The sequence below is a fragment of the Agromyces subbeticus DSM 16689 genome (genome assembly GCF_000421565.1).
In the GTDB taxonomy this organism is placed as follows: domain Bacteria; phylum Actinomycetota; class Actinomycetes; order Actinomycetales; family Microbacteriaceae; genus Agromyces; species Agromyces subbeticus.
Genome location: NZ_ATXG01000002.1, coordinates 398,537 through 416,652, shown reverse-complemented (window position 1 = coordinate 416,652; position 18,116 = coordinate 398,537). Strand labels below are relative to the sequence as shown.

At 69.9% G+C, this 18,116-nt stretch carries 13 protein-coding genes; 7 read left to right on the top strand and 6 right to left on the bottom strand.

The window, feature by feature from the left end; genetic code table 11:
* Positions 1-35 precede the first annotated feature (35 nt).
* A complete protein-coding gene (locus H521_RS0105650) occupies positions 36-329 on the top strand; it encodes a DUF4031 domain-containing protein (RefSeq protein ID WP_022892057.1) in 294 nt (97 codons plus the stop codon).
* Here H521_RS0105650 and H521_RS21655 read toward each other — a convergent pair.
* Positions 318-2,966: an Rne/Rng family ribonuclease gene (locus tag H521_RS21655; RefSeq protein WP_022892056.1), complete on the bottom strand. Its 2,649-nt coding sequence runs from the start codon at positions 2,964-2,966 to the stop codon at positions 318-320. The two genes, H521_RS0105650 and H521_RS21655, sit on opposite strands and share 12 nt — an antisense overlap.
* A 275-nt stretch (positions 2,967-3,241) precedes the next feature.
* Between H521_RS21655 and H521_RS0105640 the strand changes: the two genes are divergently transcribed.
* Positions 3,242-3,868 carry a vitamin K epoxide reductase family protein gene (locus tag H521_RS0105640; RefSeq protein ID WP_022892055.1) on the top strand — a complete coding sequence of 209 codons (627 nt, stop codon included), beginning with the start codon at positions 3,242-3,244 and terminating at the stop codon, positions 3,866-3,868.
* A gap of 54 nt (positions 3,869-3,922) precedes the next feature.
* Here H521_RS0105640 and ndk read toward each other — a convergent pair whose 3' ends face one another.
* The 5 genes from ndk to H521_RS0105615 all read right to left on the bottom strand — a co-directional run bounded on the left by ndk (position 3,923) and on the right by H521_RS0105615 (position 10,142).
* The gene (ndk, locus tag H521_RS0105635; RefSeq protein ID WP_022892054.1) at positions 3,923-4,342 is read right to left on the bottom strand and encodes a nucleoside-diphosphate kinase; all 420 of its coding nucleotides are present in this window, start codon (positions 4,340-4,342) and stop codon (positions 3,923-3,925) included.
* The gene (locus tag H521_RS21650) at positions 4,339-4,797 is read right to left on the bottom strand and encodes a DUF4233 domain-containing protein (protein WP_084511987.1); all 459 of its coding nucleotides are present in this window, start codon (positions 4,795-4,797) and stop codon (positions 4,339-4,341) included. The genes ndk and H521_RS21650 overlap by 4 nt, the downstream gene beginning before the upstream one ends.
* On the bottom strand, positions 4,794-6,152 hold the full coding sequence (locus tag H521_RS0105625; protein ID WP_022892052.1) for a bifunctional folylpolyglutamate synthase/dihydrofolate synthase: 1,359 nt from the start codon (positions 6,150-6,152) through the stop codon (positions 4,794-4,796). Before H521_RS0105625 ends, H521_RS21650 begins: the two co-directional genes overlap by 4 nt.
* Positions 6,149-9,469: an isoleucine--tRNA ligase gene (gene ileS, locus H521_RS0105620; RefSeq protein ID WP_026481945.1), complete on the bottom strand. Its 3,321-nt coding sequence runs from the start codon at positions 9,467-9,469 to the stop codon at positions 6,149-6,151. Before ileS ends, H521_RS0105625 begins: the two co-directional genes overlap by 4 nt.
* Positions 9,470-9,746: 277 nt before the next feature.
* Positions 9,747-10,142, bottom strand: coding sequence for a GntR family transcriptional regulator (locus tag H521_RS0105615; RefSeq protein ID WP_022892050.1), 396 nt, complete (start codon positions 10,140-10,142; stop codon positions 9,747-9,749).
* A gap of 125 nt (positions 10,143-10,267) precedes the next feature.
* Here H521_RS0105615 and H521_RS0105610 point away from each other — a divergent pair, with 125 nt between their 5' ends.
* The 5 genes from H521_RS0105610 (at position 10,268) to valS (ending at position 18,113) form a co-directional block, all read left to right on the top strand.
* The gene (locus H521_RS0105610; RefSeq protein WP_022892049.1) at positions 10,268-11,929 is read left to right on the top strand and encodes an ABC transporter substrate-binding protein; all 1,662 of its coding nucleotides are present in this window, start codon (positions 10,268-10,270) and stop codon (positions 11,927-11,929) included.
* Positions 11,907-12,890 carry an ABC transporter permease gene (locus tag H521_RS0105605; protein ID WP_022892048.1) on the top strand — a complete coding sequence of 328 codons (984 nt, stop codon included), beginning with the start codon at positions 11,907-11,909 and terminating at the stop codon, positions 12,888-12,890. The genes H521_RS0105610 and H521_RS0105605 overlap by 23 nt, the downstream gene beginning before the upstream one ends.
* Positions 12,887-13,762 (top strand): ABC transporter permease, encoded by an 876-nt coding sequence (locus H521_RS0105600; RefSeq protein WP_022892047.1) that lies wholly within the window; start codon positions 12,887-12,889, stop codon positions 13,760-13,762. Before H521_RS0105605 ends, H521_RS0105600 begins: the two co-directional genes overlap by 4 nt.
* Complete coding sequence (locus tag H521_RS0105595) at positions 13,762-15,405, top strand: dipeptide ABC transporter ATP-binding protein (protein ID WP_022892046.1); 1,644 nt, start codon at positions 13,762-13,764, stop codon at positions 15,403-15,405. The genes H521_RS0105600 and H521_RS0105595 overlap by 1 nt, the downstream gene beginning before the upstream one ends.
* 125 nt (positions 15,406-15,530) lie before the next feature.
* Positions 15,531-18,113 carry a valine--tRNA ligase gene (gene valS, locus H521_RS0105590; protein ID WP_022892045.1) on the top strand — a complete coding sequence of 861 codons (2,583 nt, stop codon included), beginning with the start codon at positions 15,531-15,533 and terminating at the stop codon, positions 18,111-18,113.
* Positions 18,114-18,116: the final 3 nt, after the last annotated feature.

Here is an 18,116-nt window from a genome sequence, read left to right as displayed (position 1 = left end):
GGCGAGTCGCAAGTCGTGCCGCGTAGGATCGCCCCATGACCGTGCTCATCGACACGCCGCTCTGGCCGAAGCACGGCACGGTGTGGGCGCACCTCGTGAGCGATGCGTCGATCGACGAGTTGGTCGCGTTCGCCGAGCGAGCCGGTCTGCCCCCGAGATCCTTCGATCTCGACCACTACGACGTCCCGATCGAACGCTACGACGATCTGGTCGCGGCGGGTGCTCTCGCGGTGAGCCCGCGCGAGCTCGTGGCTCGCCTGCGCGGCAGCGGGCTGCGCGTCACGCCGCGTGAGCGACGCGAGCGCGCAGCCCGCGGCTCACTCGCCTGAGGCGGATGCCGCGTCGTCGCCCGAGCCGTCGGCCCTGGTGATCACCGGTGCTGCACCGGCGGGGCTGAGCGCCGCCGTGGAGACGCGACGGCTGCGCGTGCGCCCCTCGCCGGCCTTCTTGGGGGCAGGCAGCGCGTCGAGCACGGAGTCGAGGAGCACCTCGGTCTCAGCGACACGCACCGGGCGCTTGCGCTCGACCGGCGGCACCGGCAGATCGAGAATCTGCGGTGCCACAGGCTCGGCCACAGGTGCGACCTCGACCGGAGTCTCGGCTTCGGCGGCCGGGGCCTCCGTTGCCGCGCCCTGCTCCTGCGAGACACGACGGTGGCGACCGCGGCGGCTTCGACCGGTGGCTTCGACCGGCTTCTCGCTCGCGTCGGCCTGCGCCGGACGCGTGGCAGCCGGTTCGGCGGCCGCAGCTGCGGCCGGCGCTTCGCTCGCTCGCTCGTCGGGCTTCTGCTCGGCGTGCGGAATCGTCGAAGCCGCGATCTGCGCGAGCGCGTTCTTCACGTCGTCGGTGATCGCGTGGGTGCCGGTGTGCGCGGCGGGCGCGGTAGGCGCCTGCGCAGGCTGCTGCTGGTTGCCGCCACGGCCGCGACCACGACGCTCGGGCTGCGACTGCTGGGCACTGCGGTGCTTGACCACGGGTTCGTGGTGCACGATGATGCCGCGGCCGGCGCAGACCTCGCACGGCTCGCTGAACGACTCGAGCAGGCCGAGGCCCAGCTTCTTGCGGGTCATCTGCACGAGGCCGAGCGAGGTGACCTCGGCCACCTGGTGCTTCGTGCGGTCGCGCGAGAGGCACTCGACGAGCCTGCGCAGCACGAGGTCGCGATTGGTCTCGAGCACCATGTCGATGAAGTCGACGACGATGATGCCGCCGATGTCGCGCAGCCGCAGCTGGCGCACGATCTCTTCGGCCGCCTCGAGGTTGTTCTTGGTGACCGTCTCTTCGAGGTTGCCGCCCGAACCGACGAACTTGCCGGTGTTGACGTCGACCACGGTCATCGCCTCGGTGCGGTCGATCACGAGCGAGCCGCCTGAGGGCAGCCAGACCTTGCGGTCGAGCGCTTTCTCGATCTGCTCGCTGATGCGGAACTCGTCGAACGAGTCGCGATCTCCGGCGTGCGCCTCGACACGCTCGAGCAGGTCGGGAGCGACCGCGCGGAGGTATCGCTCGATCGTCTGCCGCGCTTCGTCGCCCTCGATGATCATCTTCTGGAAGTCTTCATTGAAGACGTCGCGCACGATCTTGATCAGCAGGTCGGGCTCGGAGTGCAGCAGCGCGGGCGCCTGCACCTTCTCGAGCTGGGTCGCGATGTCGGCCCACTGCGCGATCAGGCGGTTCACGTCGAGCGTCAGCTGCTCTTCGGTCGCGCCTTCGGCCGCGGTGCGCACGATCACGCCCTGGTTGTCGGGCAGCACCTCTTTGAGGATCTTCTTGAGGCGCGCACGCTCGGTGTCGGGGAGCTTGCGGCTGATGCCGTTCATCGAGCCGTTGGGCACGTAGACGAGGTAGCGGCCGGGCAGCGAGACCTGGCTCGTCAGGCGAGCACCCTTGTGGCCGATCGGGTCTTTCGTGACCTGCACGAGCACGCGGTCGCCGGGCTTGAGCGCGAGCTCGATGCGTCGGGGCTGGTTCTTCTCGCCGTTCTCGGCTGCAGCCTCCCAGTCGACCTCGCCCGAGTACAGCACGGCGTTGCGGCCGCGGCCGATGTCGACGAACGCGGCCTCCATGCTCGGCAGCACGTTCTGCACGCGACCGAGGTAGACGTTGCCGATGAGCGAGGCCTCTTGGTTGCGGGCCACGTAGTGCTCGACGAGCACGCCGTCTTCGAGCACGCCGATCTGGATGCGGCCGCCCTTCTCGCGCACGACCATCGACCGGTCGACGGATTCACGACGGGCCAGGAACTCGGCCTCGGTGATGACGGCGCGTCGCCGGCCGGCGTCGCGACCATCGCGGCGACGCTGCTTCTTCGCCTCGAGGCGCGTCGATCCCTTGACCTTCTGCGGCTCGGTGATGAGCTCGACCTCGCGGGGCTTGCGCACCTTGACGACGGTGTTCGCGGGCTCGTCGGAGTTCGAGCGGCCCTCTTCTCCGCTTCGACGACGCGTGCGACGGCGAACCGTCGAGCTCTCTTCGTCGTCGTCGCGGTCGCGGTCGCGCGCACCGTGGTCGTCACGTTCGCGTCCGTCGCGGCTCTCGCGCTCAGGGCGCTCGCCGCGCTCGGGGCGATCGACGGTCACGAGCACCGGCGGCGCGTGGAAGATCAGGGAGGTCGTCGTGAGCGTCGCCGGAATGGGCGATGCGGTCGCGGGTTCGGCAGCCGGTTGCGCGGTCGCGGCCTGCTCGTCAGCTGCCGTTGAGGCGGCCTCGACGGATGCGTCGGTCGCAACCTCAGACTCCGATGGGACCTCGACTGCGGCGCTCGCGGCCGCCGCGGGCGGCGCTGCGTCGGGCTCGGGCTCGGGCTCGGGCGCGACGATCGCCTCGGGCGTCGCCGGCACCACTGGCTCAGGCGTCACCGCCTTCGAGCGACCTCCACGCCGCGAGCCGAAGAGGCCCCCACGCCGTCGGGTCGAGCCGCTGCCGGTCTCGGGTTCGTTCGTGTTCTTCTCGTTGCCTTCCACCATCTCTGGTGCACTCCTACGCCGGTTCCGACAGCCGCGCCGTCGCTCCGTACTCGTCTGGAGCGGCTCTGCGCGTCGCGCCGAACCGCCGAATCCTTCACTACTGCGACCGGCAGGTTGCCTGTGTCGCCACGTCTTGCGGTGTGTTCACCGCCTACTCGGATGCGCTGCATCCTCAAAGCCCTCATTGGCGTCGTGCCGGGCGCGGCCCGGACGACTCCTTCGATTATCGCATGCTCTCGCAGCTGAGGGCGGAATCGGCATGCCATAATCCGAGCATGCCGGACTCCTCCCGTCGTTCCCGCCCAGTGGCGCTCGCGGTCTTCTTCGTGATCTCCGGCGCCCTCGGCCTGCTCGCGGCCTTCGAGCTCTCGGTCGAGAAGGTGCTGTCGCTCAGCGATCCCGGGCACGTGCCGGCGTGCAACGTCGGCGTGCTCGTCGGTTGCAGCACGAACCTCGAGTCGTGGCAGGGCGGCGTCTTCGGCTTTCCCAACCCGTTCATCGGCCTGATGGCCTGGCCGGTGGTGATCACCGTCGGCGTGGCAGTGCTCGCCGGCGCGAGGTTCGCGCGCTGGTTCTGGGTGCTCTTCAACGTCGGCGTCGCCGGGGCGCTCGTGTTCGTCGGCTGGCTCATCGTGCAGAGCATCTACGTGCTCGACGTGCTCTGCCCCTGGTGCATGCTCACGTGGGCGGTCACGATTCCGACGTTCTGGGCGCTCACGCTGTACAACCTGCGAGAGGGGCATATTCCGGCATCGGCACGTGTTCGCCGGCTCGCCGGCTCGTGGCTGTCGTGGGTGCCCCTCATCACGGTGATCTGCTATGCCGTCATCGTGCTGCTCGCGCAGGCGCAGATGGACGCCATCCCGCGCATCATGATCGACCTGCAGAACCTCGCGGGCTGAGCGACGGGCGTCGCGGCGCCGGGAATCCGGTCACCGCGACATCCGCTCGATCGATCAGAACCAGAGCGCGAGTTCGCGTTCGGCGGACTCGACCGAGTCCGAGCCGTGCACGAGGTTCTGCTGCACCTTGAGTCCCCAGTCGCGGCCGTAGTCGCCGCGGATCGTGCCGGGCGCCGCGGTCGTGGGGTCGGTCGTGCCGGCGAGCACCCGGAAGCCCTCGATCACCCGGTTGCCGGCGACTCGCATCGCGACGATCGGGCCGGACTCCATGAACTCGATGAGCGGCTCGTAGAACGGCTTGCCCTCGTGCTCGGCGTAGTGGTGCCCGAGCAGTTCGCGGTCGGCCTGCACGAGGCGGATGTCGACGAGGGAGTACCCCTTCGCCTCGATGCGGCGGAGGATCTCGCCGGTGAGGTTGCGTGCGACCCCGTCGGGCTTGACGAGCACGAGGGTCTCTTCGATCGGAGTGGTCATTCCTGTTCCTTCCATCGAGCGGCCGCTGCCGCCCGTTCTCGGTCGATTCGGGCACCGGTCACCATGCAGTACCACCACATGCCGCCGAAGAGTGCGCCCACGACGAACATCGCGGGGTTGAGGAAGCCGGAGGCGAGGATGAGCACCTGGAGGGCCCAGCCGAGCGGGTAGGCCCAGCTGAATCGCAGGAGCCCGATCGTCGCGATCAGGCCGATGATGATGACGCCGCCGGCGGCGAGCGGCACCCACGACGGCAGCGCCGCCTCGACACCGCCCTGCGCGAGACCCCAGATGACGAGGGCGGCGAGGAAGACGACGATGACCTCGAAGCCGAGGACGATCGCAGCAAGGCTCTGCCGGATCGAGCGCGGACGCGCGGTGTCAGCTGGTTCAGTCGGCTCGGACGGCTGCGCCGGCACGTGCTCGGGCTCGTTCGGCTGCGTCGCGTCGCTCATGCGCGCGCCCACTCGCGATCGGCGGCGATGCCGATGGCCTCGCCGACCAGCACGATCGATCCGGCGACGACGACGGCGCGCTTCGGTTCAGCAGAAGCCCACGTTCTCGCCCGGTCGAGCGCGTCGTCGAGGCGCTCGACGATCTCGACCCGGTCGGCCCCGACGACACCGGCGACGGATGCCGCGAGCTCGGCGGCCCCGATCGCGCGATCTGATGCCGGGGCGGTGACGATGAACCGTGAGGAGCCGGCGATTGCGCCGACGATGCCGGCGACGTCTTTGCCGGCAAGCACGCCGAGCACGACGACGACCTCGTCGAAGTCGAAGTACTCCTCGAGCGCCGCCGCGAGCGAGGCGGCACTGTGCGGGTTGTGCGCGGCATCGACGATGACGGGCGGCTCGGTGCCGATGATCTGCAGTCGGCCGGGCGACGTCGCGAGGCCGAGCCCCTGCTGCAGCACCTCGTCGGCCAGCCGCATGCTGCCGGCGCCGAGGAACGATTCGACGGCCGCGATCGCGACCGCGGCGTTCTCGGCCTGGTGCCGACCGAAGAGCGGCAGTGCGAGGTCGCGATACTCCCCCGCGAGCCCCCGCACCGAGATGAGCTGGCCGCCCACCGCGACGCGCGAGTCTAGCACCGCGAAGGCACCGCCCTCGACCGCGAAGGTGCCGCCGTTCTCAGTGGTGACGTCGCGCAGCACCGTGAGTGCCTCGGGCGACTGGAACGCGGTGACGACAGCGGCGTCGGGCTTGATGATGCCCGCCTTGGTGCGCGCGATGCGTTCGACGGTGGCGCCGAGGGCGGTCTCGTGGTCGAGGGCGATCGGCGTGAACACGGCGACCTGGCCGTCGGCCACGTTCGTCGAGTCCCACTCGCCGCCCATGCCGACCTCGAGCACCATGACGTCGACGGGCGCGTCGGCGAAGCACGCGAACGCGAGTGCCGTGAGCGCCTCGAAGAACGTCAGTCGTGGCTTGCCCGCCGCCTCGAGTTCGGCATCGACGATGTCGATGAACGGTGCGATCTCGTCCCAGTTGCGCGCGACCGCCTCATCGGAGACCGGCGCCCCGTCAATGAGGATGCGCTCGGTGAAGCGCTCGAGGTGCGGGCTCGTCATGAGGCCCGTGCGAAGACCACCGGCCCGCAGGATCGACTCGATCATGCGGCTCGTCGACGTCTTGCCGTTGGTGCCCGTGATGTGGATCACCGGGGCGGCCCGGTGCGGGTCGCCGAGCAGTTCGACCGCGCGACGCGTCGCGTCGAGTCGGGGCTCGGGAGCGGCTTCGCCGACCCGTTCGAGCAGGCTCCGGTAGACGGCGTCGGCCGCGTCGGCGAATTCGAGATCGTCGGTCATGCCTTGGTCACTTCCACGTTCAGGCGAGACGACTCGCCGACGGTCTTGGCGTCGTCGCCGGGCGTTCCGGCGACGACGGAGAGCTCGATCGCGAGCGTCTCGCCCGCGATCAGCTCTCGGTGCAGTTCGGCGGCCGCAGCCCCGACCTCGTCGAGCGTGAGCGTCAGCCGGATGCGGTCGCCGACCTCGAGCCCGGCCGCCTTCCGCGCCTCCTGGACGGCGCGCACGACGTCGCGGGCCAGGCCCTCGGCCTCGAGCTTGGGTGTCGTCGCAGTGTCGAGGATCACGAAGCCCCCGTCGGAGAGCAGCGCGAGGGCACTCGACCCGTCTCCGCTGCCGCCGGCCTCGAGCACGAGCTCGTACTCCCCGGTCTCGAGCGGGATGCCGCCGGCGACGACCGAGTCGCCGTCGACGCTCCATTCGCCCGAGCGAGCGGCCTGGATCGCCTGCTGCACGGTCTTGCCGAGTCTCGGCCCGGCGGCCCTCGCATTGACGGTGAGTCGCTTCGTGACGCCGAATCGCTCGGCGCTCGAGGCGTCGAGCGTCACGAGGTCGACCGCCTTGACGTTGAGCTCGTCGCGCAGGATCGCCTCGAACGGCGCGAGCGCAGCGGCATCCGTCGCCACGACCGTGAGTCGGGCGAGCGGGAGCCGAACCCGCCGGCCCGACTGCTTGCGCAGCGACAGCGCGACGGAGCTGATGTCGCGCACGGCGTCCATCGCGGCCACGAGTGCGTGGTCGACCGGGAAGCCCTCGGCGTCGGGCCAATCGGCGAGGTGCACGCTGCGACCGCCCGTGAGCCCGCGCCAGATCTGCTCCGAGACGAGCGGCAGGAGCGGTGCAGCGAGCCGGGTGAGCGTCTCGAGCACGGTGTACAGCGTGTCGAAGGCCTCTCGGCCGGAGCCGTCGTCGGCCACGCCCGACCAGAACCGGTCGCGCGAGCGGCGCACGTACCAGTTCGTCAGCACGTCGCCGAAGTCGCGCAGCTTGGCCGCCGCGAGCGGCGAGTCGAAGTCTTCGAGATCGATCGTCATGGCCGTCACGAGCTCGCCGAGCTTGGCGAGCAGGTAACGGTCGAGCACGTCGGTCGAATCGGTGCGAGCGGATGCCTCGTAGCCACCCTCGCGGGCCGAGTTCGCGTAGAGCGAGAAGAAGTACCAGGTGCTCCAGAGCGGCAGCATGAACTGCCGCACACCCTCGCGGATGCCCTCTTCGGTGACGACGAGGTTGCCGCCGCGCAGCACCGAGCTCGACATCAGGAACCAGCGCATCGCGTCGGAGCCGTCGCGCTCGAAGACCTCTGAGACATCGGGGTAGTTGCGCAGCGACTTCGACATCTTCTGCCCGTCGCTGCCGAGCACGATGCCGTGGCTGACCACGTTCGTGAAGGCACGTCGGTCGAAGAGCGCCGTCGACAGCACGTGCATGACGTAGAACCAGCCGCGGGTCTGGCCGATGTATTCGACGATGAAGTCGGCGGGGTTGTGGCTGTCGAACCACTCCTGGTTCTCGAAGGGGTAGTGCACCTGGGCGAACGGCATCGAGCCCGAGTCGAACCACACGTCGAAGATGTCGGAGATGCGCCGCATGGTCGAGCGCCCGGTGGGGTCGTCGGGGTTCGGCCGCACGAGTTCGTCGATGTAGGGGCGGTGCAGGTCGGGCTCGCCCTCGGGGTTCAGGGGCAGCCGGCCGAAGTCTCGCTCGAGCTCTTCGAGCGAGCCGTAGACGTCGACGCGCGGGTATTCAGGGTCGTCGCTCTTCCACACCGGGATCGGCGAACCCCAGTAGCGGTTGCGGCTGATCGACCAGTCGCGCGCACCGGCGACCCACTTGCCGAACTGCCCGTCCTTCACGTTGTCGGGCACCCAGTTGATGTCCTGGTTCAGCTCGCCCATGCGGTCGCGGAACTCGGGCACGCGGATGAACCAGCTCGAGACCGCCTTGTAGATGAGCGGGTTGCGACAGCGCCAGCAGTGCGGGTACGAGTGCTCGTAGCTCGCCTGCCGGAGCAGTCGGCCCTCTGCCTTGATCAGCTGGGTGAGCGGCTTGTTCGCGTCGCTCCAGAGCAGCCCCGCGACATCCGTCACCGCCGGCAGGAACCGACCGCCCTCGTCGAGCGAGATGACGACCGGGATGCCGGCGGCTTCGCCGATCCGCTGGTCCTCCTCGCCGTAGGCGGGTGCCTGGTGCACGATGCCGGTGCCGTCTTCGGTGGTGACGTAGTCGGCCACGAGGATGCGCCAGGCGTTCTCGAGTCCGTAGGCTTCGACGTCGGCATAGTAGTCGAAGAGGCGGTCGTAGCTGACGCCATCGAGCTCGCTGCCCCGGACGGTGCGCGACACCGCCGCGCGCGCCTCGTCGGCGGAGTCGTAGCCGAGCTCCTTGGCGTGGTTGCCGACGAGGTCGATCGCGAGCAGGTACTCGCCGGCGAGCACCTCGGTGTCGGATGCCGCGGCGCCCGTCTCGGCCGTGCCGACCTCTTCACGCAGCACCGTCGCGTCGGGCGTGCCGTTCGGCCCGGCAGGCACGACCGCGTACTCGATGTCGGGCCCGACCGCGAGGGCGAAGTTCGTCGGCAGGGTCCACGGCGTCGTCGTCCAGGCGAGCGCCCGCACCGCGGTGAGGCCGAGCGACTCGGCCTTCGCGCCGACGAGCGGGAACGTGACGGTGACCGTCTGGTCCTGACGCATCTTGTAGACGTCGTCGTCCATGCGCAGCTCGTGGTTCGAGAGCGGCGTCTGGTCGCGCCAGCAGTACGGAAGCACCCGGTAGCCCTCGTAGGCCAGGCCCTTGTCGTGCAGCGTCTTGAACGCCCAGATGACGCTCTCCGTGAAGGTCACGTCGAGCGTCTTGTAGTCGTGCTCGAAGTCGACCCAGCGGGCCTGGCGGGTGACGTACTCCTGCCATTCCTTCGTGTAGCGCAGCACGGCGTCTTTCGCGGCCTGGTTGAAGGCCGCGATGCCCATCTCCTCGATCTCGCTCTTGTCGGTGATGCCGAGCTGGCGCTCGGCCTCGAGCTCGGCGGGCAGGCCGTGCGTGTCCCAGCCGAAGCGACGGTGCACCTGGTGGCCGCGCATGGTCTGGAAGCGCGGGAAGAGGTCTTTCGCGTAACCGGTGAGCAGGTGGCCGTAGTGCGGCAGTCCGTTCGCGAACGGCGGCCCGTCGTAGAACACCCATTCGGGCGCGCCCTCGCGCTGGTCGATCGAAGCCTGGAAGGTGCCGTCGGCCTTCCAGAACGCCAGCACCTCGCGCTCGACGGCGGGGAACTCGGGTGAGGGGGCGACACCGTGGTCGTCTGGGGTGCGGGGGTACACGATCGCTCCTTGCGGGACGGATGCTCTCACGAGGACGCCGGAGTTCGAACGAACGACCGCCGCGGTACCACCTCGCTTGCGAACCGCGTCTCTCGACCGGTTCGCCCCTCATTGCCGGCTGTGACGGGCCGCCCCGTTCGGTTCTACCACCGAGCGGATGCCGCATGGCACCCGTTCGGGTTCTTCCGAAGACTCCCCGGTGATGGCCGGATCTCTGTCGTTGTGTCTTGACGACTACTGCGCCGGCCCATGAGCCGGATCGATGTCGTTGCAGACAAGACTACCGCGTCGGCATGGGCCGCAGCACGCCAGAGGCCTGGGGCGCCGATCGGTAGGCCTCGCGCACGAGGGCGAGGAGCGCGGCCTCGGGCAGCTCGTGGTTCTTGGCCTCGTCGACGAGGTCGTGCACGGCGCCGGCCAGCGCGCTGCGACCGCCGACGCGCACCGAGACGATGGCACCGCGCCCCCGGTGTAGCTCGATGAGGTGTTCGTCGCGCAGCCGATGGTAGGCGCGCAGCACGGTGTGCACATTGAGGTCGAGCGAAGCGGCAAGCTCTCGCGCGGCGGGGAGCCGCTCGCCTCCCGAGAGTCGGCCGTCGATGATCGAGGCGCGGATGCCGGAGGCGAGTTGCTCGAACAACGGGGTCTCGTGGGAGGGATCGAGACGAATCAGCACGCTTATATCGTATTGTTCTAGTCGATATAGAACAAGCTCCTTGTCGACGCTGCGCGGCGGTGTCAGGATGGGTTCGGGCCCGCGCCGACGAGAGCCCGCCCACTCCCCTCATCGCAAGGATTCCGATGCGTGCTGCACCCGTGACCACCTCCTCGACCACCCGGAGGTTCGGCGCGATCGGCGTCGCCCTCGTGGCGACCGTCACGCTCGCCGGGTGCCAGGCGCCCGCGCCCGAGGCATCCGGAGACCCGGTGCAGGGCGGCACACTCAGCTACGCGAGCGGCGACGCCGAACCGACCTGCCTCGACCCGCATGTCGGCGGCAACTACCCCCAGGCGCTCCTCGCCGGGCAATTCCTCGAATCCCTCGTCTCGCGAGACGAGACGGGTGAGATCATCCCGTGGCTCGCTGAATCCTGGACGGCCTCCGACGACGGCCTCGCCTGGGAGTTCACGCTTCGCGACGACGTCGCCTTCACCGACGGCGCGCCGCTCGATGCAGAGGCGGTCAAGGTCAACGTCGAGCACCTGAAGGACCCCGCGACGCAGTCGTCGACGGGCTACCTCGCGCTCGGCAAGGTCGATCGGGTCGAGGTCGTCGACGAGCAGGTCGCGCGATTCGTGCTGAGCTCCCCCGACAGCGCCCTGCTCGAATCGCTCACGCAGCCCTGGACCGCGATCGAGTCGCCGGCCGGGCTCGCCCGCGGCATGGACGAGAACTGCCAGGCTCCGATCGGCACCGGCCCATTCATCGTCGACGAGTGGGTCAAGCAGGACCACGTCTCGCTCGTGCGCAACGACGACTACGCCTCTGCGCCCGCCGACGCCGCGCACGAAGGCCCCGCCTACCTCGAGGCGATCGACTGGCGCTTCGTGCCCGACGCTGCGTCGCGCTACGCGGCCCTGCAGGCCGGCCAGGTCGACGTCATCGACAACCCCCAGCCCGACACGATCTCGACTGCGGAGTCGAACGATTCCCTCGTGTGGCTCGACGCCCCCCGCCCCGGTGCGGCCAATCGCATCGAACTGAACTCTGGCCAGGCGCCCTTCGACGACGAGCGGGTGCGCGAGGCGTTCATCCGCGCCGTCGAGGTCGACGAGGGCATCGAGTCCCTCTTCTTCGGTACGGCCGAACGCTCGTACTCGCCGCTGTCGTCGGTCGAGTCGGTCGCCTATTCCGACGAGGCGCTCTTCGAGCCCGACCTCGACCGTGCGAACGCGTTGCTCGACGAAGCGGGCTGGAGCGAACGCGACGCCGACGGCTACCGCGTGCGCGACGGTGCTCGGCTGACGCTCCGCTTCCCGGTGAGCACCAACCAGTCGATTCCCGCCGAGCAGTCGCTCTTCGAACAGGTGCAGGCGACCGCGAAGGCGGCCGGCTTCGACGTCGTCATCGAGCTGCTCGACCTGTCGAGCTGGTACGGCGCACTCGCGGCGCACGAGTACGAGATCGTGAGTGCCCCGTATACGAAGGTCGGCCCCGACGTGCTCCGCATCCTGTACCACTCCGACAGCATCACGCCCGCCCCGAGCGGCTACTTCGCGAACCTCTCCCAGCTGAACGACCCCGAGGTCGACGCACTGCTCTCCGACGCCGCCGCGACGAGCGACCCCGAGGCTCGAGCAGCGAGCTACGAGAAGGCGCAGCGCCTCATTCTCGGCGGGTACTACCTGCTCCCCCTCTACGACCAGCAGAACAGCTTCCTGATGAGCACCTCGGTGCAGGGTGCGCGGGCACTGCCGACCGTGTCGACACCGACCTTCTATGACGCCTGGCTCGCCGGCTGATCGCCCGAGTCGCGTCAACGGCGCGGCACTTCGCCGCACCGGCCTGCTCGTGGCCGGTGCGGCGTTCGTGCTGTGGGCGGTGGCGAGTCTCACCTTCTTCGCGATCCGCCTGATCCCGGGCGACCCGGCGCAGGCCATCCTCGGCGGCCCGGGCTCGCAGGCCTCGCAGGAGGCGCTCGACCAGGTGCGCCGCGACTACGGCCTCGATCAGCCGCTGCTCGTGCAATACCTCGCGATGCTCGGACGACTCGTCACCGGCGATCTCGGCACGTCGTACGCGCTCAAGCTCCCGGTCGCCGACCTGCTCGGTGCGCAGCTCGGCGGCACCCTGCTGCTCGCGACGCTCGCGCTCGCGCTCGCCTGGCTCCTCGCGCTCGGCCTCGCGATCTGGTCGACCGGCCGGGGGCGCGTCGCCTCGGCACTCGGCGAGGGCATCGAGATCACGTCGGCGGCGCTGCCGCACTTCTGGCTCGCCGCCGTGCTGATCGCAGTGTTCAGCACGGGGCTCGGCTGGCTGCCGCCCGTGGCGACCGGCACGCCGAGCGGCCTCGTCCTCCCGGTCGTGACCCTCGCCGTTCCGCTCGCGGGCTTCCTCGCGCAGGTCATGCGCGAGAGCCTCCTCGACACGATGCAGCAGCCGTTCGTCGTCTCGGCGCGCGCCCGCGGCGAGAGCGCGCTCGGCGTGCGGCTGCGGCACACCATCCGTCACGCGGCGCTGCCCGCGATCAGCCTGTCGGGCTGGGCGCTCGGCTGGCTGCTCTCGGGTGCCGTCGTGGTCGAGACGATCTTCGCCATGCCCGGTCTGGGCCGCACACTGCTGCAGGCCGTGACGCTCCGCGACATCCCCGTCGTGACGGGTGTCGTGCTGCTCGTCGCGCTCGTCTACGTGCTGATGACGGTGCTCACCGATGTGGTCTCGCGCATCGCCGACCCGCGACTGCGTCAGGAGGGTGCGCGATGAGCGAACTCGAGCTGCGGCAGACGACGGTCGAGGCATCCGCAGACCACCTGCCCGCTCGGCCGCGAGGCCGGATGCCCCGCATCGGCACGCTGCTCTCGGGCGCCTTCGTGCTCTTCCTCCTGGCCGCGAGCATCGCCCCTGCGCTCATCGCGACGCAGGATCCCAACCAGATCGCCGCCGCCGACGCCTTCCAGCCGCCCTCGATCGCGCACTGGTTCGGTACCGACGAGTCCGGGCGCGACCTCTACAGCAGGGTCGTCGCCGGTACCGGCACGTCGCTGCTGATCGGCGTGACCGCGACCGCGATCGGGCTCGCGCTCGGGCTCGTGCTCGGGGTGCTCGCGAGCTTCGGCGGCCGGGTTGTCGACTTCGGTGTCAACCGGCTCGTCGAGGTGCTCTTCGCGTTCCCGGGGCTGCTGCTGGCGCTGCTCGTGATCGTCGTCTACGGGCCGGGGCCGGTGACGGCCACGATCGCCGTCGGGCTCTCCACCGCCCCGGGCTACGCGCGCATCATCCGCGGGCAGCTCGTCTCGATCCGTTCCTCGCAGTACGTCGAGGCCGCGCGGGTGCTCGGTCGCGCACCGGGCCGAATCCTGGCGCAGCACGTGCTGCCGAACGCGCTGATCCCCCTGTTCGTGCTCGCGACCCTCGGCATCGGGCAGGCCATCGTCTGGGCTGCGGCCCTCAGCTATCTCGGCCTCGGCGCGCAGCCCCCGGCCGCCGAGTGGGGCGCGATGCTCGCTGCCGGGCGCACCTATCTCGCGACCGCGTGGTGGATGACCGTCTTTCCGGGTCTCATGATCGTCGGCACGACGATCGCGACCACCGTGCTCGGCCGGGCCATGACCAGACGCGGACGGAGCGGACGATGATGACGGATGCTGGCGAGCCCGTGCTCGACGTGGCGTCGCTGCGCGTCGCCTTCGGCGGCGCCGAGGTCGTGCGCGGCGTCGACCTCATGATCCTGCCGGGCGAGTGCGTCGCCATCGTCGGCGAGTCCGGGTCGGGCAAGTCCGTCACGGCACGCGCACTCCTCGGCATGGCCGGCCCCGATTCCCGCACGAGCTCGGAGCGCCTGGTCGTCGCGGGGCAGGAACTCGGCGCGGCGAGCGAGCGAACGTGGAGAGACGTCCGCGGCGCGCGCGCCGGTCTGATCCTGCAGGACGCACTCGTCTCCCTCGACCCGCTACGACCCGTCGGGCGTGAGATCGAGGACCCGCTGCGCATTCATCGGCGGATGTCGGCGGCCGAACGCCGAGCGCGGATGCTGCAACTGCTCGCCGACGTCGGCATGCCCGACCCCGAGCTCGCGGCCGGCCGTCGCTCGGGCGAGCTCTCGGGCGGACTCCGTCAGCGTGCCCTCATCGCGAGCGCGATCGCGCTCGATCCGCCGCTCCTCATCGCCGACGAGCCCACGACCGCGCTCGATGTCACGGTGCAGGCCCGTATCCTCGCGCTGATCGCCGGCATCCGCGAACGCGGCACGGGTGTGCTGCTCATCAGCCACGACCTCGCCGTCGTCGGCCGGCTCGCCGACCGGGTGCTCGTCATGCGCGACGGCGAGATCATCGAGCAGGGCACTGCGCGGAAGGTGCTGGAAGACCCGAGCGAGCGGTACACGAAGGCCCTCATCGCGGCGGTTCCGGCGGATTCACCGCGCGGCGCGAGGCTGTCGTCGTCTGAATCGGGCATCGGAGCGGCGCCCGGTGCCGCCCCATTGGCAACGTCGGCGCGCACGCCGCCGTCGGCGGATGCCGCCGCCCTGCTCGCGATCGATCATGTCACGAAGACGTTCCCCGTGCCGGGCGGCCGGTTCACGGCGGTCGACGACGTCTCGCTCTCGCTGCGACGAGGCGAGACGCTCGGCCTCGTCGGCGAGTCCGGCTCGGGCAAGACCACGGTGGCGCGCCTCGCTCTCGCGCTCACGCCACCCGACCACGGCGCGGTGTTCCTCGACGGGCAGGAGTGGTCGACGATCGATGAGCGCCGCCGGCGACCGGCCCGCCATCGCATCGGTGCGATCTATCAGGACCCGCTGAGCTCGTTCGATCCGCGCTGGAGTGTGCGGCGCATCCTCGCCGATGCCGCCGACCGGGGGCGCCGGGATGCTCCCGCGTTCGCACTCCGTGAACTGCTCGATCAGGTCGGCCTCGCGGCATCCGTCGCCGACCGACGGCCGCTGACGCTCTCGGGTGGGCAACGCCAGCGGGTGTCGATCGCTCGCGCCCTCGCGGCGTCACCCGACGTGCTCATCTGCGACGAACCCGTCTCTGCGCTCGATGTCACGATCCAGGCGCAGATCCTCGACCTCCTCGATGAACTGCAGCGAGAGCGCGGACTCGCGCTGCTGTTCATCTCCCACGACCTCGGTGTGGTGCGCCACATGGCCGACCGCGTCGCCGTGATGCGCGCCGGTCGCATCGTCGAGTCCGGTGACGCCGAACGGGTATTCGTGCGGCCCGAGCATTCCTACACCGCGCAACTGGTGGCCGACGCCCCCCGCCTCGGCATCTGACGCACCCCTGCCGACGCAGCGCCGTCGATCAGGCGGCTCGCAGCGCGCACTCGGGTAGGCTTCATCGAGGCATATTCAGGCACCTCATCACCGACACGGTGCCGTATACATCGAACCGGAGCATCATGACCGACACCGCGCGCATTCCCGACAAGCCCGCACTCGAAGGGCTCGAGTCCGTCTGGGGCGGAGCGTGGGAGCGCGAGGGCACGTACCGGTTCGACCGCGAGTCGGCGACTCGCGAGTGCATCTACTCGATCGACACTCCCCCGCCCACGGCCTCGGGTTCGTTGCACATCGGCCACGTGTTCTCGTACACCCACACCGATGTCGTCGCGCGCTTCCAGCGCATGCGCGGCAAGAGCGTGTTCTACCCGATGGGCTGGGACGACAACGGCCTGCCCACCGAGCGTCGTGTGCAGAACTACTATGGTGTGCGCTGCGACCCGACCCTCGCCTACGTCGAGGGCTTCGTGCCGCCGTTCGAGGGCGGCGATGGCAAGTCGACGAAGGCCGCCGATCAGGTGCCGATCAGCCGTCGCAACTTCATCGAGCTCTGCGAGCGCCTCACCGTCGAAGACGAGCAGCAGTTCGAGGCGCTCTGGCGCCAGCTCGGCCTCTCGGTCGACTGGACCCAGACGTACCGCACGATCGGCGAGGAGTCGCTGTTCGCCTCGCAACTCGCCTTCGTGCGCAATGTCGAGCGCGGCGAGGCCTACCAGGCCCTCGCCCCAACCCTCTGGGACGTCACGTTCCGCACCGCGGTCGCCCAGGCCGAGCTCGAAGACCGCGAGCAGCCGGGCCACTACCACCGCGTGTCGTTCCACCGGCCCGACGGCGGAGTGGTCGAGATCGAGACCAGCCGGCCCGAGCTCATCCCCGCGTGCGTGGCCCTGGTCGCACACCCCGATGACGAGCGCTACCAGCCGCTCTTCGGCACGACCGTCACGACCCCGGTCTTCGGCGTCGAGGTGCCCGTGCTCGCGCATCACCTCGCCCAGAAGGACAAGGGCACCGGCATCGCGATGATCTGCACCTTCGGTGACATCACCGACGTCGTGTGGTGGCGCGAGCTCGACCTGCCGAACCGCGCGATCATCGGCTTCGACGGCCGCGTCATCGCCGAGGCCCCCGATGTCATCTCGTCCGAGTCGGGCCTCGCCGCGTTCGCCGAGCTCGCCGGCAAGACCACGTTCTCGGCCAAGCAGGCCGTCGTGCAGCAGCTCCGCGACTCGGGCGATCTGCTCGCCGACCCGAAGGCGATCACGCACCCCGTGAAGTTCTTCGAGAAGGGCGACAAGCCGCTCGAGATCGTGTCGACCCGCCAGTGGTACATCCGCAACGGCGCGCGCGACGAGGCGCTGCGCGAGCGACTGCTCTCGCACGGCCGTGAGATCGACTGGCACCCCGACTTCATGCGCGTGCGCTACGAGAACTGGGTCGGCGGCCTCTCTGGCGACTGGCTCGTCTCCCGCCAGCGCTTCTTCGGCGTGCCGATCCCCGTCTGGTACCCGCTCGATGCGGCCGGCGACCCGAAGTTCGACGAGCCGATCGTCGCGACCCGTGAGATGCTGCCCGTCGACCCCTCGTCGGCCGCCGCACCGGGCTTCGACGAGTCGCAGCGCGGCGAGGCCGGTGGCTTCATCGGCGAGCACGACGTCATGGACACGTGGGCGACGTCGTCGCTCACCCCGCAGCTCGCGGGCGGCTGGGAGCGCGACCCCGAACTCTTCGAACTGGTCTTCCCGTACTCGCTGCGCCCGCAGGGTCAGGACATCATCCGCACCTGGCTGTTCTCGACGACGCTCCGGGCCGAGCTCGAGCACGGCGTCGCTCCGTGGGCGAACGCCTCGATCTCGGGCTTCATCGTCGACCCCGACCGCAAGAAGATGTCGAAGTCGAAGGGCAACGTCGTCACGCCGGCCGGTCTCCTCGACCAGCACGGCTCCGATGCGGTGCGGTACTGGGCGGCATCCTCGCGCCTCGGCACCGACGCGGCCTTCGACCCGCAGAATCCGACCCAGGTCAAGATCGGCCGTCGCCTCGCCATCAAGGTGCTGAACGCCGCGAAGTTCATCCTCGGCTTCGACGGGCGAGCAGATGCCCCGGTGACCGTGCCGGTCGACCGCAGCATGCTCGCCGAGCTGGCCGTCGTGGTCGACCGCGCCACCCGCGCGCTCGACGGCTACGACCACGCCCGCGCCCTCGAACTCGCCGAGACGTTCTTCTGGACCTTCTGCGACGACTATCTCGAGCTCGTCAAGGAGCGCGCCTACGGGGCTCCGAGTGCCGAGCAGGCCTCGGCGGTGGCCGCACTCAAGACGGCGCTCGACGTGCTCCTGCGTCTCTTCGCCCCGGTCATCCCGTTTGCGACAGAAGAGGCCTGGCGCTGGTCGCACGACGGCTCGGTGCACCTCGCGTCGTGGCCCGTCGTCGACGAACTCGCCGCTCGCGGCGAGGCCGGCGTCGAGCTTCTCGAGCTCGCCGGCCTGGCACTGACCGGCATCCGGCGTGCGAAGACCGACGCGAAGGCCTCGCAGAAGACGCCAGTGGCGAGTGCCGCGATCGCGGCTCCGGCCGTGACGATGGCGCTGCTGCAGTCGGTCGAATCAGATCTGCGTGCGGTGGGGCGCATCGCCGAGCTCGGCTTCGTCGAAGCCGAGACGTTCGAAGTCCGCGACGTCGTCTTCGAGGCGCAGTCGGAATAAGGG